12 protein-coding genes are annotated in these 16368 nt (G+C 42.2%); 9 read left to right on the top strand and 3 right to left on the bottom strand.

Features of this window, described 5'->3' with window-relative positions:
• Positions 1-487: 487 nt before the first annotated feature.
• From AC4JOV_RS04145 to AC4JOV_RS04105, 9 genes are all read left to right on the top strand, one after another.
• Positions 488-1087 carry a TetR/AcrR family transcriptional regulator gene (locus AC4JOV_RS04145; protein ID WP_229936407.1) on the top strand — a complete coding sequence of 200 codons (600 nt, stop codon included), beginning with the start codon at positions 488-490 and terminating at the stop codon, positions 1085-1087.
• The gene (locus AC4JOV_RS04140) at positions 1084-2325 is read left to right on the top strand and encodes a TolC family protein (protein ID WP_229936408.1); all 1242 of its coding nucleotides are present in this window, start codon (positions 1084-1086) and stop codon (positions 2323-2325) included. The genes AC4JOV_RS04145 and AC4JOV_RS04140 overlap by 4 nt, the downstream gene beginning before the upstream one ends.
• A complete protein-coding gene (locus AC4JOV_RS04135; RefSeq protein ID WP_229936409.1) occupies positions 2322-3029 on the top strand; it encodes an efflux RND transporter periplasmic adaptor subunit in 708 nt (235 codons plus the stop codon). The genes AC4JOV_RS04140 and AC4JOV_RS04135 overlap by 4 nt, the downstream gene beginning before the upstream one ends.
• A 13-nt stretch (positions 3030-3042) precedes the next feature.
• Positions 3043-6081: an efflux RND transporter permease subunit gene (locus AC4JOV_RS04130; protein ID WP_229936410.1), complete on the top strand. Its 3039-nt coding sequence runs from the start codon at positions 3043-3045 to the stop codon at positions 6079-6081.
• A gap of 1 nt (position 6082) precedes the next feature.
• On the top strand, positions 6083-6949 hold the full coding sequence (locus tag AC4JOV_RS04125; protein WP_229936411.1) for a patatin-like phospholipase family protein: 867 nt from the start codon (positions 6083-6085) through the stop codon (positions 6947-6949).
• A gap of 260 nt (positions 6950-7209) precedes the next feature.
• Positions 7210-8448 carry a putative phage abortive infection protein gene (locus AC4JOV_RS04120; RefSeq protein ID WP_229936412.1) on the top strand — a complete coding sequence of 413 codons (1239 nt, stop codon included), beginning with the start codon at positions 7210-7212 and terminating at the stop codon, positions 8446-8448.
• Between the two features lies 1 nt (position 8449).
• Positions 8450-10774 (top strand): DUF262 domain-containing protein, encoded by a 2325-nt coding sequence (locus AC4JOV_RS04115; protein ID WP_229936413.1) that lies wholly within the window; start codon positions 8450-8452, stop codon positions 10772-10774.
• Between the two features lie 360 nt (positions 10775-11134).
• On the top strand, positions 11135-13600 hold the full coding sequence (locus AC4JOV_RS04110; RefSeq protein WP_229936414.1) for a 2-oxoacid:acceptor oxidoreductase subunit alpha: 2466 nt from the start codon (positions 11135-11137) through the stop codon (positions 13598-13600).
• A 2-nt stretch (positions 13601-13602) separates the two neighbouring features.
• On the top strand, positions 13603-14454 hold the full coding sequence (locus AC4JOV_RS04105) for a thiamine pyrophosphate-dependent enzyme (protein WP_229936415.1): 852 nt from the start codon (positions 13603-13605) through the stop codon (positions 14452-14454).
• 39 nt (positions 14455-14493) lie between these two features.
• On the opposite strand, the gene AC4JOV_RS04100 is transcribed toward AC4JOV_RS04105, so the two are convergent.
• The 3 genes from AC4JOV_RS04100 to AC4JOV_RS04090 all read right to left on the bottom strand — a co-directional run bounded on the left by AC4JOV_RS04100 (position 14494) and on the right by AC4JOV_RS04090 (position 16308).
• The gene (locus AC4JOV_RS04100) at positions 14494-14865 is read right to left on the bottom strand and encodes a heat shock protein transcriptional repressor HspR (protein ID WP_229936416.1); all 372 of its coding nucleotides are present in this window, start codon (positions 14863-14865) and stop codon (positions 14494-14496) included.
• A 92-nt stretch (positions 14866-14957) separates the two neighbouring features.
• Positions 14958-15821, bottom strand: a complete 864-nt coding sequence (locus AC4JOV_RS04095) for a DnaJ C-terminal domain-containing protein (protein ID WP_229936417.1) — start codon at positions 15819-15821, stop codon at positions 14958-14960.
• Between the two features lie 85 nt (positions 15822-15906).
• Complete coding sequence (locus tag AC4JOV_RS04090; protein ID WP_229936418.1) at positions 15907-16308, bottom strand: rhodanese-like domain-containing protein; 402 nt, start codon at positions 16306-16308, stop codon at positions 15907-15909.
• Between the last annotated feature and the right edge of the window lie 60 nt (positions 16309-16368).

Below are 16368 nucleotides of genomic sequence, written 5' to 3'. Positions count from 1 at the left end.
TATGCGTTTGGCAGTGCCAAACCTACGACTTTCCTCTCGCTCCCAAACTGAGTTTCGAAGTGTAGATGAAACTGATATGTCACATGCTCCGTATGAATTCCCAAATACAATTTGGGAACCAGTAAAAAACTATGCAATACAGTACGAACGGTTTGTCGTAGGGTGGGAGCATCCCACCATGATGGTGGATTTCATCCACCCTACCCATCCTTCTCTTGACTATACATGATCTCCTGATCGGGAATGCACTCTAACCAAAGGGAGGAAGTGCCCTTGGGGTGCATACTAATATCAATACCACTTCATATTCTCTCAAGAGACGTTTGACAGTGCCAAACCTACAACTTGGAACCAACACTCTTCTCTATACATACAGATCTTCTACACGCTTCAAGCACCTTTTTCTCCCTCATAACATTTTCTCAATTTACCTTAATATTAAGATGCTACTATTTTAATTGACCGACGGTCAGTCAAAAGGAGACCTATGGCAATTATCGTCAATAAAGAGGAAAAAAGAAAGAACATTGCGCTCTCATGCAGGTCCTTGTTGCTTGAACATGGGATTAATGATCTTACCATAGCACAGATAGCCAAAACTGCAGGGATCGGCAAAGGTACGGTCTATGAGTATTTCCAAAATAAAGAAGATATCGTTTTTGAGATCATCACACTCTTTATCTCTGAATATGAAGAGGAGTTTTTTAAAAAAATTTCACAATCTGACTCGACAAAAGAGAAAATCTACCATTTTCTAAGCCTGCTTTATCTCAATGAAGAGACAAAAAAACACCTTTCTCTCTATCGTGAATTCATTGCGATCTCTTTGATGGACGGGACAGAGGAGATGGAACAGTTCACTCAATTATGTCACAAAAATTCGACAGAGAAGTTAACTATGATCATTGATGAGGCCATAGAAAAAAGAGAGATCGTTCCCGAAGCACGTGATCTGATCCCTGCACTGCACCTCTTTTCAAAGGGCCTGGTGATCGATACGCAATTGCTGCATAAGAATGCACAAAGCGAAATATCACGCTTTGTAGAGACACTGTTTAAATTGATAGAAATGAAGGAGGAGAAATGAGACTTATATGGATAGCGCTGCTACCTCTTTTGGTAACGGCCCGTGAGTATGGGTTAAAAGAGCTGATAACGCATACACAACAAAACAACCCGATGATCCAAGCGACAATGCTAACTGTCGAGGCGAAATCCAAAGAGAGGGAGGCAGCAGGCAGTGCGTTCTGGCCGACACTTGATATCGGCGGAAACTACAGCATGGTGACCCCTACTTCACTGGTAAGCCCGGGCGAAACAACAAGCGGCTACGCCACAGTAAGCATGGAACTCTATGACGGAGGCAGGAAAAGTGCCCTGGAGCGTGCCAAAGGGTTCGAACACCGTGCATCACGCTTTGAACAGGAAGCATTTTCCAAAAACCTTTCATTGAAGATCATAGAGCATTACTATACGGTCCAAAAACTCCAAGCGATGCTCTCCGCACTCTACGGGCAGTCAAAAGAACTGAGCGCACAGCTTGACCGTATCAGGAAGTTCAATGCCGCAGGACTTGCGACCAAAGAGGATATAGACAAACTCGTAGCTGTTTACGAAAATAACCGTTATACGATAGAGAATACCAAGCTGGCACTTGAGACAAGTCTGGAAAATCTACGCCTGGAGAGTGGACTCCCGGTTGAAGAACTCCAGGAGGAGAGCTTCATGGAACCGTACGACATTGCCTTTGAACCTTACGAGCAGAGCAAGATCCTGAAATCCAGGGCCAATGCGATCGATGAAAATGCAAATGCAATCAATGCCGGATATATGCCTCAAATTACGATACAGGATACCTATAGCAAATCCCACTATGATGACCTTGCTCCATCCACCTTTCCTGGTGACATACTGCTTGATCATCAAAACCAGGCAAGTATCTCCATAAATATGCGCCTTTTTGATCATGGTAAAATGAGAAAAGAGAAGGAAGCACTGCAGTATCAGAAAATGGCCCTGGAATCAGAACGCCAATACCGTATAGAAGAGCAGAAGATGCACTTCAGGCTTTCGGAAACAAATCTGGAGACGATACAGGCAAAACTCAACAGTGCACACAGTGAGCTGAATGCCGCAAAAAGTACCTACCGTGCGATTGTCAAAAAGTTTGAAAGCGGTCTGGTCGACAACATCGCCTATCTCGATGCACTCAACAATCAGACACTTGCCAAGGCACGCTATGACGAAACACGCTATGACTATGAGATAGCTAAATCAATCTATTACTATTATGCAGGAAAAGCCCCTAAGGAGTTTATACAATGAAAAAAATATTTATGACAATGATCATGATGGCTACGGCCATCTATGCTGAAGAGGTCTATGCTACCTTCCAGGTAAAAGCAGAAAAAAGTGCGGAACTGGCTTTCATCAGCAGCGGTGTCGTAGAGAAGGTCCATATCGATGTAGGAAGTGTCGTAAAGAAGGGGGAGGTACTCGCAACACTCGAGAACAGTGACCTCAAAGCGATGCTTGAGAGTGCCGAAGTTGCAAAGAAGTATGCACAAAAAGATTTTGAGAGGCAACGCAAAGTGAAACAGGTGATCAACCAGGCCCAATATGATCAGTATGCCTTCAAATATGAGAATGCCAAGGCACAGGCAGACTATCAAAAAGCGCTTTATGAAAAAACGATCCTTACAGCACCTTTTGACGGCGTGATCTTTGAAAAGATCGTCGAGGAGGGAGATGCGGTCAGCGGCGGGCTGATCCGTACGATACTGAAGATCCAAAGTCTTCATGAGAGAAAGCTCATCCTCGCATTTGATCAAAAATACCATGCAGAGGTAAAAGTAGGTGATCTCTTTCAATATAAGATCGATGGGGAGGAGAACTCCTATGAAGGCAAGATTACCAAGATCTACCCTGCCCTCAACACCGATAAGAGAAAAGTCATCGCAGAAGTAGAGGCCAAAGACCTTATGGTAGGTCTCTTTGGTGAAGGAATGATCGTTACAGATCAAAAGTAGGCGGATAGAGAGTATGTATAAATTAGCCATAAACCGACCCATTACAACCCTCATGTATGTGCTGTCACTCATCATCTTCGGGTGGATGAGTTTCAAGGCGATGCCTGCGGCACTCTTTCCAAACGTTGATTTCCCGATCGTTACGGTCAAGACTGTCTACCCCGGTGCAGAACCGACTACCATGGAGTCAGAGATCACGGATAAGATCGAAGAAGCGATCTCAAGGATCGGTGGGATAGATTCTGTCATCTCAACAAGCAGTGACAGTGTGAGCGTTGTGACGATCAAGTTTCTGCTTGAACGTGATATCGATGAAGCAACGAATGATGTCAGAGACAAAGTCTCTGCCGTCTCCCTCCCTACCGATGCCGAGACACCGCTGGTCAGTAAGCTGGATATCGGCGGGGCTTCAGTCATCAACCTCTTTTTAACCGCCGAAAAGGACACCCTGCAGAACCTGATGGTTTTTGCGGATGAAAAGGTCAAACCTGCCATTCAAAAGATCAACGGCGTGGGTGGGATCAATATCATCGGTTACAAAGACAGGGAGATCAGGGTCTACCCGGATATCAACAAACTGAACCAGAATAATATGACGATCAGGGAGCTCAACGAGATCATCAAAAGAGAAAATAACAAGATCGGCGGCGGTAAGCTGATAAGCGAGGAGAGAGAGTTCATCCTCAAAACAAAAGCCGATGCGATGAGTATCGAAGAGCTTCGTAATATCAAGATCAAAGAGGGTGTCAGACTCAGAGATGTAGCCAGAGTAGAAGACGGCATGAGTGATCCGAAGAGTTACGCTTCCTATGAAGGGATAGAAGGTGTTATGCTTGAGGTACAGAAGATCTCAGGCACCAACACACTTGATATCGTCTCCAAAGTCAAAGAAGAGATCCCTGCTTTGGAGAAGATGGCGGGAGAGAGGTTCGGCGTAAAACTGATCAACGACACCACTCCGTTTATCATCCACTCACTGGCAGATGTAGAGTTCGACCTGATCTACGGTTCGCTGCTTGCAGTCATTATCATCTTTTTCTTCCTGCGCAACACGACCATTACCTTTGTCTCGGCACTCTCTATCCCTACTTCGATCTTCGGTACGATCGCACTGATGCACTTTATGGGGTATGATCTCAACAGAATGACCCTGATCGGACTGACATTGGCGATCGGGATCATCATCGATGATGCCGTCGTCGTCGTTGAGAATATCTATAAGAAACTTGAAGAGGGGAAAGGAAGGTTCGAGGCCGCATTCGAGGGGGTCAGGGAGATCGCATTTGCCATCCTCGCGATCTCGGCAATGCTTTTGGCCGTATTTATCCCTGTCTCCAACATGAGCGGTATCGTAGGGAAATTCTTTGAATCATTTGCGATGACCGTAGGATTTGCCGTCATCATCTCCTATACGATCGCTCTGAGCTTCATCCCGAGTCTCGGTGCAAGAACGTTGGAGAAAAAAGAGAGCCGTTTCTATGACCGGACCGAACCTTTTTTCAAATCTTTGGAAGGGCTCTATGACCGTGCGTTACGTTTTGTACTGCGTTTCAGAAAAACCACACTGATCGGCGTGCTTGTGATCTTCGTCGGTTCCTTAAGCCTTTTTCCGAAGATCGGTATGGACTTTGTTCCAAAAGAGGATAAGGGTGAATTTGAAGTCAAGCTAAAAGCCGATGCGGGGATCTCCCTGGATAAAATGATCCAGGAATCCAAAAAGATAGAAGCGGTCGTAAAAGAGGATAAGCATGTCATCTATACGACGCTCAGTATCGGCTATAACAGTGCCCAGGAGATCAACAAAGCAGTGATCTATGTAAAACTGAAAGAGAAACTGGAGAGAGAGCTGAACCAGGAGGAGATCATCCAAAACATCAGAGAGAGACTCCAACCCTACCAAAAATCACTCTTTATCACCGCAGCAGCGATACCGAACATCAAAGGAACCGGTGTCACTGTACCGTATCAGATCGTACTGAAGTCTGACTCTTTTGAATCACTCAAAACGGCTACAGAGAACCTCACTGCGTATCTTTCCAAGAAAAAAGGTTTTGTGGACATCGATACCAATCTCGAAGAGGGAAAACCACAGATAGAGATACAGATCCTGCGTGAAAATGCCGCCAGACTGGGTATCAGTGCTTCACAGATCGCTTTAGCGATCTCAACAGCCTTCTCCAGTGACCTTGAGATCTCACACTTCGAAGAGAGCGGAAAACAGTACAATATATCACTGAGGGTAGAAGATGATTCCCGAAAAAGTATCCGGGATATCAAGAAGATACAACTGCGTGCCCAGAATGGGGAGCTTGTCTACCTCGATGGTCTGGTAGCGTTCAAAGAGAGTGAATCGCTGGCAAGTATCTACCATTATGACAGACAGAGACAGGTGAGTGTCTATGCGGATCTTTTCGGACTGGATCTCGGAGGAGCCGTACAGTACACCACTGACAAGATCAATGAACTCCTCCCAAAAGAGGTTGACTATAAGTTTACAGGGTTTGCAGAAGAGATGGAAAAAACAGGACAGGCATTCGGTACAGCGATCGGACTCACTATGATCCTGATGTTCATTATCCTGGCGATACTCTATGAGTCTCTTATACAGCCGATCATTATCATGGTTGCACTCCCTTTGAGTATTATCGGGGTATTGATCGCACTCTATCTGAGCGGACTGCAGTTCAGTCTCTTTGTAATGATCGGATTTATGCTCTTGATGGGAATGGTGGGTAAAAATGCCGTTCTATTGGTTGACTTTGCCAATGAAGCGCTCAAGTCGGGGAAAAGCACCGATGAAGCACTCCTGGAGGCCGGAGAGAAAAGGCTGAGACCAATCCTTATGACAACTTTTGCTATGATCTTTGCGATGCTTCCTCTTGCGATCGCAACCGGACTGGGAAGCGAAAGCAAAGCGCCGATGTCCATTGCGGTGATAGGAGGTCTGATCAGTTCGATGGTACTCACCCTGCTGGTTGTCCCGGTGATCTACAAGATGATCAATCCTATCGACAGATGGCTGAGAAAGTGGTATGAGGTAGGAAAGGTGTAAGATGAAAACAAAAGGCAAAGTTTCTCTCGTTCTCGGAAGCGGCGGAGCCAGAGGCTACGCCCATATCGGAGTGATCGAAACGCTTGAAAAGCGGGGCTATGAGATCGTCTCCATCAGCGGTGCCTCGATGGGTGCGCTCATAGGCGGACTCTATGCATGCGGGAAACTGGATGCGTACAAAGAGTGGGTCTTGGGTCTGGACCCTCTTGATGTCGCTTCACTGGTGGACTTTTCTTTCGACTCAAGCGGCCTGATCAAAGGTGACAAGGTCTTTGACAAGATCGCTGAAATGATAGGTGAGGAAGAGACCTTCGAAACGCTGCCGATCAAGTTTACTGCCGTTGCCACGGATGTAGTACGCAAAAAAGAGGTCTGGTTCCAGTCGGGAAATCTCCTGCAGGCGCTTCGTGCCTCTATCGCCATCCCTACGATCTTTACACCGGTAAAAGTAGACGAGATGATCCTGACCGACGGCGGTATCCTCAACCCTCTGCCTGTTGCACCCACAATGTCTGATATCAGTGATCTCACCATAGCCGTCAACCTCTATGCGGACACCCCCAAACCGGAGATAGAGATCAGCGATGAAGAGAAGAAACAGACCAATAGCTTCAGCCGGGTCTTTCTTGAACTCCTTGAGAAGTTCAATCCCAAAAAAGAGGAACTGACGATGTTTGATATCCTCGACAAAACCCTTGATACGATGCAGAACGGTCTGACCAGGTACAGGCTGGGAGGCTACCCTCCCGATATCCTGATAGAGATATCGAAAGATGTCTGCAACACCTATGACTTCCACAAATCCCTTGAAGTCATTGAGCAGGGAAGAAAAGCGGCAGAGAAGCAGCTCGATGAGAAAGGGCTGTAGTCCAAGCTCCTGCTCTGCTCTTCCTCATTCTCAGCTTGCCCCTCTTCCGTCATCCTCGGGCTTGCACCCCAAGAGTATTTCCTACGGGCACCCGGGGATCTCCCTTCCCCCCCCTGATTACCACCTTACTGCCTTTACAATTATGTCATTAACATCATCTGACACCTTTACTTTCCTTGATTTATTTACTTTAAAAATCCTTATTACTAGTTTCAAAGTTATATTGTGTAAAATTAATTTTAAGAAAAAGGGAGAAGTTGATGAAGAAAGAGTTCTTTAACGCTGATAGAATATTTAAATTATTATTGTCAATATTTATACTTACTGTACCTTTACTCATATTATATTTTTGGCAAGAAAATATAAATTATAATTTAAAAATTGACCATAGTAAATTTGGAACTTTTGGTGATTTCTTTGGTGGTGTGTTTGGTTCTATTTGGGCGTTAGGTGGGGTAATATTATTTTATCTTGCATTAAAAGAACAAAGAGAGGATTATAAAACTAATAGACGTGCACTTGAAGAACAAATTAACGCCTTAAAAGTACAAACTGACGAATTTAAACTACAACGTCAGGAGTTAGAACAATCACGAAAAGTTTTTATAGAACAATCGAAAACCTTAAAACAACAAAGGTTTGAAACAACTTTTTTTTCCATGATTGAATTATATAATAAAACAATAGATGACTTAAATAAGTTGAGTGAAAATAACAACTATTTCAAAGATTTTCGTCAAGATCTTATTAAAAACTTTAAAACAGATAGAAAAGATCCTAGAAATAATCATATTAATGCAGTCAATAAGTATAAAGGCCTTTATTATAATAAAAGAGAGGATTTAGCACAGTATTTTAAAACAATCTATAGAATATTAAAAATAATTGATCTAGCTGATATAAGCGAAAAAGAAAAACATCAATATGTCCAAATTTTTCGTTCCTTACTTTCTGAAAATGAATTACTTATCCTTTTTTACAATGCCTTTATATATGATGCAAAATCATTTTATACACATATCCTTAATTATAATTTACTAAAGCATTTGCCCAGTACTTCAAAAATTGAATTTAAGTCATTTGTAATGATATATAAGGATATTCCAATTTTACTTGATTTCAATAATGAAATCTATCAATTATTGATTCAGTTTTTTTATTTATTAAGTGAAAATATTCAACAAGATGATTTTGATGAAGAAAGGATCTCCATCGAATTAACTTCTGATAAAAATATAATAATTTTAGTTCAGTCTGCGGCATACAATGAACTAAAAATAGAAATCATTAATTCTTCAGAAGCAGGAGAATATTTAAAAAATTTAAAACAAAATTTCATAGACTATTTTTCAGCATTATTATATGATTATCTTGTTTTTTCTAGATATATGCTAAATCCCCAAGACGACTTTAAGCTTACTACCATTGATCAAGGAGATTCAATAACCTTTGAGATAAAATCTAAAAATAAACTAATGTTAAACAATGATAAGGACTAAAATGGAATCTAAAAGTAATTTATATTTAAATAAAGATCAATTCGAAAATATTTTTAAAAAACATATAAAAACAAGTGTATACTCTTTATCGATTAAATCATTGTTTAGTGACAGAATGCTACGTAAAATTAAGTATGATCCTTATTATCAAAGAAATTATGTTTGGGATTCAGAGAAAGCTTCTTTTTTTATAGAAAGTATTCTTTTAGGCACAGATATTCCTCCTATGATTTTTTTTAATAATGGTTCAACATACGAAGTCATTGATGGACGTCAACGTTTTGAAACAATAAAGAAATTTAAAACTGATGATTTAAAGCTTTCATTAAAAGGTTTAACAAAATTACCACAATTGAAAAATCAAAACTTTTCTAAATTAGATAATGATATTCAAGAGATTTTTGATGATGCTAAAATTAGAATATTTGAATTTGAAATAATAAACGAACCAAAACTTGAATCAATACTAGAAGATAAAATTAAAAAAGAAATTTTTCGTCGATATAATTCTGGTATTACGCCGTTAAATAATGCTGAAATAGATAATGCAACATATGATGATGATAGTATTACAATAAAATTAAAAGAACTTTTATCTAAAGATCATGAATTAGTAACAGAAATTGGTAAAAAATTTCTAAATAGAAATGAAATAGACTTTCAAAATAAAAGTGCTGATATTTTACAGTTTCTAAGAAAATATTTAATACTATCATCTTTCCCAATAAATACATACGCAACAGGGAATAGTCGAAGCGAACTTATTGATTTACTATATAATGTAACAAGTGGTAATGTTGATGATACACAAGAACTATGTAATACTCTTATTTCTAATTTAAAAACTACCCTAAAGTTAATTAATTTATTTAAGAATGAATCATGGAAAACAAATAAGCAGTTAAATCTTACTTTATTATGGGCAATAAATATATTATTAGAGGAACAAATAAATATAGATAATTTATTAACTCAAGAAATATTCAAACAATTTGAAAAATATATAGAAAAAAATTACGATGTCTTTGAAGCAAAAAATAGTCATTATTATAAAGAAATAATTACTAGACATAGAACTATTGCGGATTTTTTTGAAAACTTGTATGACATATCATTTAAAATATATTTTAAGGATGATAACTTTAAAGACAATATTAAAGAAATGAGACAAAGCGAAAAAGATGCTAAACTAAAACTAGCTGAATTATCATCATTACGAGTACAAAAACCTGAACCTTCATTAGTACCAGTTTATGAAATAATTGATGACTTAAGTGGAAAAAGATATTTAATCCGGCCCAGCTACCAAAGGCATGAAAAAATAAATACTACTAAAGCATCCGCAATTATTGAAAGTATAATTTTAGGTATTAACTTGCCTCCAATATTTATATTTAAAAATAAAAATGGAGTAAAAGAAGTTATTGATGGACAACAACGTTTATTATCGATTCTTGGTTTTACAGGAAAAAAATATAGAAATGAAAATGATCAATTAACTTTCCCGAAAAATAATAATTATAAACTTAAGGGACTAAGAATTTTAAAAGAGTTAAATAAAAAAAGTTTTTATGATTTAGATATTTCGATTCAAGATAAGATTTTAGATTTTAAATTAAGTATTATCGAAATTGATTATAACCTAAATACTAATTTTGATCCTGTTGACTTATTTATTAGACTTAATAATAAGCCATATCCAATCAAAGAAAACTCTTTCGAAATGTGGAATTCATTTATTGATAATGATATTATTGAGAGAATTAAAGTATTAACTAATGATAATATTGAATGGTTTTTTATTAAACAACGTAGTAATCGTACCTCAGATAGAATGGAAAATGAAGAGTTAATTACTTTACTTGTTTATATTTATTATACTCAACACTATTTACATTCTAATAGCCTTGGTTTTTATGGAAGAGATTCTAAAGTAAATTGTAGGATTAGAGAAAAAAAGGCTGTTTCAACTTTATTAGAAAAGATCTCAACAGATGTTCTTTTAAAAAGAAACTTTCTTAAAAGTATAGAAGAAATAGAAAAACGCATTGAATATTTAAAAACTATTTTAAACTCTAATGACTTAAAAAAATCACTAAATGAAATTTTGGGAAAAGATTCTAATAATAGAAAAAGATATTTTGTAGATTTTTATATTTTATTTCAAATATTACAAAGATATAATGAAAGGAGCTTGACTCAAATAACTTTTGAAAAGTTAAAAGAAAAAATGTTATTCATATTGTCTGAACTTAAAAATCCTTCAACCGAAGAAAATGATTACCAAACATATTTTGAAGAGTTGTTTGAAAAAATTAAGTTTTAGAAGTTAAAGATGTAATCTCATTGAAATTATAGGTCATAATTTTCTTTCACTCTCACGATTTTGTGAGAGTATATATGGCAACTTTTCCTCGTCTCACCTCTCCGAAGGTGAGATGCAGAGACTACGACTTTGTTTCTTGGGTATTGCTTCCACCTATCGGTGGTGTTGGTCTCTTACGATTGTTTTACCTTGGATATACGCTACACCTTCGGAGAGGTGGAGCGAGAAGAGAGATTATCCAACTACTATATCTTCCCTACATTCATACTACACACTCATTTCACTAAAATAGAGCAATACACTAGCTATGACAGGATAAAAACAGAGAAGAGATAAACGGTTAAATCAGAGGGATCAGGAATGACGATTGATGAGCTTAAAGCGTATGACGGTCGCAATGGGGCAAAAGCCTATGTTGCCTATAAGAACAACATTTATGATGTGACAGAGAGTCCGTTATGGCAAGAGGGGGAGCATGAGGGTATGCACTTTGCCGGAGAAGACCTGACCGATCAGCTCTCAGGTGCACCCCACGGAGAAGAGGTTTTTAAGGGCTTTCCCGTCGTGGGCAGGCTTGAAATGCCTGAATCACAAACCCAAGAAACTGACGATTCGGCAACGGATACGAAAGAGAAGCTCAAAGTCTGGTACCGACGCTACCACCCGCACCCGATGACGGTCCATTTTCCGATCGCCCTGCACCTCTTTGCGGCCTTCATGGACCTTCTCTTTCTTTTTGATCCCAAGGAGTCCTATGCACTTAGTGTCTTCTATCTCTTTTTTGGCTCCACGGTGATGGGCTTCGTGGCGATGGTGCCCGGTATCCTAAGCTGGTGGGTCAACTATGACTTTTCAAAAGCGCAACCCTTTCTCATCAAACTCTACCTCTCCACCCTGGTGCTGCTGCTGGGTCTCATCAATATCATACTCTACCTAAATGATCCCATGATCGTCTATCATGATTCTCCGGCAGGGATTACCTACCATACCATCATCCTCTTTACCGGGCTATCGGTTATCGTGCTGGGATACTATGGAGGCAAGATCAGTTGGGGAGATACTTTCATGCGTAGAGAAACAGAAGAGAAAAATCAAGAGAGCGCTTCACTACAGCCGCTTCACAACACTCAAAAATCTACCAAGGAGAGACTCATGAATGACACAAACCTCTCTATCCTGATAGGCGGTCCCGCAGGTTCGGGGATAGATACGATCGAGAAGATACTCACAGATGCCTTCAAGGCCGGTGGCTACTATGTCTACTCTACCAAAGAGTATATGTCGCGTGTACGCGGTGGGAGCAACTCCACATTGATCCGTATCGGAGATATGCCCATTCAGGCCCCCTGCTGGGAAGTGGACCTCTCCATCGCGCTGGATGAGCCGTCCCTGGAGCATATGCAGGCAAGATACACTGATCAGACGTTGGTAGTGGCCGATGTCTCCGAAGATAAGGATATCGCACACCTCATCACTCTTCCTATCTATGAACGTGCCAAAGCCCTGGGCAGCCGTCAGTATGCCAATACCTATATGGCAGGGGTGATCTTCGGACTGTTGGAGTTGGAGCTCGATACGCTACTGCAGAGTATCGAGAAGTACTTCAAAGAGGAGAGTGAGAACATAAAAGTCTCTGAAGAGGGGTATAAAGAGGGGAAAGAGATAGAACACTCCACGGTCCCTGAACTCCCCTCCAGAGACAGGAAAAGCGTAGAGAAGCTTCATCTGATGAACGGTACGACCGCCTGCGGATTTGGTTTTCTGGCAGGAGGCTGTACTATGGTGACTGCCTATCCCATGTCTCCCTCCACCGGAGTGCTCAACTTTATGGCAGCACGCTCCAGGGACTTTACCATCGTGGTCGAACAGAGTGAAGATGAGATCGCCTCACTGAACATGGTACTGGGAGGGTGGTATGCCGGTGCCCGGGCGATGACAACCACTTCCGGCGGAGGGTTTGCACTGATGACCGAAGCGCTGAGCCTGAGCGGGATGACTGAAACCCCTGCGGTGATCTACCTGGCACAGAGACCGGGGCCGGCAACAGGCCTGCCTACCCGGAGTGAACAGGGTGACCTCAATATGGCGATCTATGCAGGACACGGACCGTTCGAGCGTATCGTACTTGCCCCGGGATCACTTGAATCAGCTGTCGAGTGCGGCTACCTCGCTTTTGAGTTAGCCGACCGTTACCAGGTGCCTGTGATCCTGCTGAGTGACCAGTACCTGGCCGACTCAATGAGTACGATAGAGAGTGTCGACTTCTCACAGTATAGACCGGGGAGATACATCACGAAAAGCGAAGAGGGGTACCACCGCTATGCGGATACGCCAAACGGTATCAGCCCGAGAAGTGTCCCCGGCTTTGGCGACGGGCTGGTCTGTGCTACAAGTGATGAACATGATGAGACCGGGCAGATCACGGAGAGCTACCAGACGCGTATAGAGATGGTACACAAGCGTGCGCGTAAAGCCGAGACCCTCCTGGAGAGTGCTCTCATGCCAACGGTAGAGAGTGAAGGTGAGATCGCCGTCATCGGCTGGGGGTCAAGCTACGGTGCGATCAGAGAGGCTTTGTCCAGAGTGGATGATCCGAGGCTTTGCCATGTACACTTTGAGTGGGTACACCCGCTTTCAGAGAAACAGCTGGCGCTGCTTAAAGGCTATAGACGGAGGATCGTCGTAGAGAACAATGCCACGGGGATATTTGCCGACCAGCTCAAACTTCATGATATCACGGTTGACAAGAGGATACTCCAGTACAACGGTTTTGCATTCTTTGCAGACCAGCTGGCAGAGAGGATCAAAGAGCAGATAAAGGAGTGATGATGCATACCTCATTTGATAGAGAAAACGTAGATATTGCATGGTGTCCGGGATGCGGGAATTTCGGTATCCTGAAACTGGTGAAAGAGGTACTGGAGGAGCTGGAGCTGGAGAAACAGCATACCGTGATCGTCTCCGGTATCGGACAGGCGGCCAAAACACCCTACTATATCGATACCCATATGTATGGCGTACTCCATGGAAGAGCGCTTCCTGCTGCCACGGCGATCAAAGCAGCCAACCCGGGCCTGACGGTCATTGCAGAAGGAGGTGACGGCGATATGTACGGTGAAGGGGGAAACCACTTTCTGCATACGCTCAGACGCAATCCCGATATCGTCCATATCGTCCATAACAATATGGTCTACGGACTCACAAAAGGACAGGCCTCCCCTACCTCACAGAAAGGGTTTGTCACCAATGTGCAGGTGGAAGGGGTGGAGAATGAACCCTTCAACCCGCTCAGTGTCGCACTCGCTTTGAAGGCAGGCTTCGTCTCACGCGTCAATATCGGGAACTATAGCCATGCCAAAGAGGTACTGAAGGCTGCATTTTTGCACAAAGGGTATGCCCTGGTCGATATCTTTCAACCCTGTGTAGTCTTCAACAAAGTAAATACCTTTCAATGGTTCAAAGAACACACCTATATACTGGAGGAGAGCTATGAGAGTAGCAACTTTGAAGAGGCCCTCAAAAAAGCCCAGGAGAGTATGCCGATGCCGCTGGGGATACTCTATCAGAACAGGGAGACTCCTGCTACCTTTGAAACACATATGAGGGGGGAGGACAGACGTCCGCTCTATGAGAGTGAACATGACCACAGAAAGATACAGGAGCTGTTTGAAACCTATTAGCAGTTTCTCTGTAAAGTCCTCTATCGAGAAGGAAGTATATCAGTCTTCAAAAATAATGATATCGTAACTGCTTTTTGCCACCAGTGCTTTACTTGAATGTACTGAACCGTGACGGTTCGCTTTGCGTAACTCTTCTCTCAGCTGATCGATCTCATCTTGCATCTCATCGATCTGTTCTTTGAGCTTCAGGGCCACATCCACACCTGCCAGATTGACCCCCATCTGTCTGGTCAGACGAAGGATCAGTTTCATCCTATCTATATCACGCTGCGAATAGAGTCTCATACGGCCGCTTGTACGTGACGGTTCAACCAGACCTTCCCGTTCATACTGACGCAGTGTCTGCGGGTGAATATCGAGCATTGTTGCTACTACGGAGATCAGATATACCGGTTCATCGTAACTGTGCATACTACTTTCCTTTCCTTGCTAATTTACCTAAAAGCAAAGCTTCCAGGTACGCATACCGTCCTCAGCGGACAGCTCACAGCACTTGTGCTGTTTTAAAGCTTCTCTTCTAGAAGCGTTTTTAGTTCACCGTCCATACTCTCTACATCAGGGAGGATCACATTGGCTACCAGATAGAGGTCACCCGTAAGGGCTGTTTTCCTGTTCGGCACGCCTTTCCCTTTGAGTCTGAACTTCTGTCCGTTTTTCGTGTTCTGCGGTACTTTCAGGGAGACCTCTTTTTCCGGCGTGTTGACTGCGATCTTACCGCCAAAGAGTGCCTCTTTTAACGGTACATCAAATGTCTTATAGAGGTTATCGCCTTTTCTTTCATACTCGTTTGACTCCGCTACCTCTACTTGAAGCAGAAGGTCACCGGCCTGTCCCTGGTACTGTTTACCCTTACCTCTTACACGCATCGTCTCACCGGACTTGATACCTGCAGGGATCTTGATATCAAATGTCTGACCATTCGCTGAGACGTTATGTTTACCACCGAGGATTGCTGTCATGAAAGGTACGGTGATACGTGCCTGGATATCAAGATCCACTCCGCCGAAGCCGCCGAAACCGCCTCCGCTAAAGCCGCCGAAGCCGCCCCCGCCAAAGCCGCCGGCACCGCCGCCGAACATCTGACGAAGGATCTCATCCAGATCCACACCTGCACCCTGACCGCGTGCAAAGTCATGGAAGTTCTGACCGCCGAACATCTGGTCACCGAACTGGTCATACTGTGCTTTTTTCTCAGGATCGCTCAGTACCTCATAGGCAGCATTGATCTCTTTGAATTTATCCTGTGCAGACTCTTCTTTGTTGATATCAGGGTGATACTGACGTGCGAGTTTTCTATAAGCTTTTTTGATCTCTTCGGGTGTTGCACCTTCACTTACACCAAGAGTTTCATATAAACTTTTTGACATAGACGTTCCTAAAATTTAATTTCTTCTTAATATTAATATATTATATCAGAATAGTTTAGTCTATGTCAATCAACCTTGTGACCCCCTAGCGATTATGGGGAATATACATCACCGGCTTATACCCCTCTCTCATCAGCTTCTGTATGCCGCCTGCGAGGTTGATCACGTTATACCCTAACTGTTGGGACAAAAATTTGGATATCTCCGTCGTCCGGCTGCCTGTACGGCAGATGAGTGCGAACTGCTCATCTTTTTTTACCACTTTGTTTAACTCTTCAAGAAAAAGCGGTACATTGAATCTCCCCTGCTCGTCAAAAAACATAATCGTATATGAGCCCTCCACTATACCTGTCTCTCTCCACTCCCCCGGTGTTCTCACATCAATGATCTTGATATCATTTTTCAAAAAATCTTTGGTTGCCCAGACATGTTTGAGTTCTGCAAAAGAGAAGTTGAATGCGATAAGAAGCAGCATAATCATTCTCATAATATTTCCTTATTATTTTTTGCGCTATTGTAGCCTATAGAAGTAAACAGTAGCTATAAT

This window comes from Sulfurovum sp. MH2-6, from assembly GCF_058374785.1.
This window is presented reverse-complemented; position numbering and strand designations above follow the sequence as displayed.

Bases quoted from the DNA above. Each gene is read 5' to 3' on its own strand.
- AC4JOV_RS04145 (WP_229936407.1), top strand. From the start codon at position 488: ATGGCAATTATCGTCAATAAAGAGGAAAAAAGAAAGAACATTGCGCTC.
- AC4JOV_RS04140 (WP_229936408.1), top strand. From the start codon at position 1,084: ATGAGACTTATATGGATAGCGCTGCTACCTCTTTTGGTAACGGCCCGT.
- AC4JOV_RS04135 (WP_229936409.1), top strand. From the start codon at position 2,322: ATGAAAAAAATATTTATGACAATGATCATGATGGCTACGGCCATCTAT.
- AC4JOV_RS04130 (WP_229936410.1), top strand. From the start codon at position 3,043: ATGTATAAATTAGCCATAAACCGACCCATTACAACCCTCATGTATGTG.
- AC4JOV_RS04125 (WP_229936411.1), top strand. From the start codon at position 6,083: ATGAAAACAAAAGGCAAAGTTTCTCTCGTTCTCGGAAGCGGCGGAGCC.
- AC4JOV_RS04120 (WP_229936412.1), top strand. From the start codon at position 7,210: ATGAAGAAAGAGTTCTTTAACGCTGATAGAATATTTAAATTATTATTG.
- AC4JOV_RS04115 (WP_229936413.1), top strand. From the start codon at position 8,450: ATGGAATCTAAAAGTAATTTATATTTAAATAAAGATCAATTCGAAAAT.
- AC4JOV_RS04110 (WP_229936414.1), top strand. From the start codon at position 11,135: ATGACGATTGATGAGCTTAAAGCGTATGACGGTCGCAATGGGGCAAAA.
- AC4JOV_RS04105 (WP_229936415.1), top strand. From the start codon at position 13,603: ATGCATACCTCATTTGATAGAGAAAACGTAGATATTGCATGGTGTCCG.
- AC4JOV_RS04100 (WP_229936416.1), bottom strand. From the start codon at position 14,865: ATGCACAGTTACGATGAACCGGTATATCTGATCTCCGTAGTAGCAACA.
- AC4JOV_RS04095 (WP_229936417.1), bottom strand. From the start codon at position 15,821: ATGTCAAAAAGTTTATATGAAACTCTTGGTGTAAGTGAAGGTGCAACA.
- AC4JOV_RS04090 (WP_229936418.1), bottom strand. From the start codon at position 16,308: ATGAGAATGATTATGCTGCTTCTTATCGCATTCAACTTCTCTTTTGCA.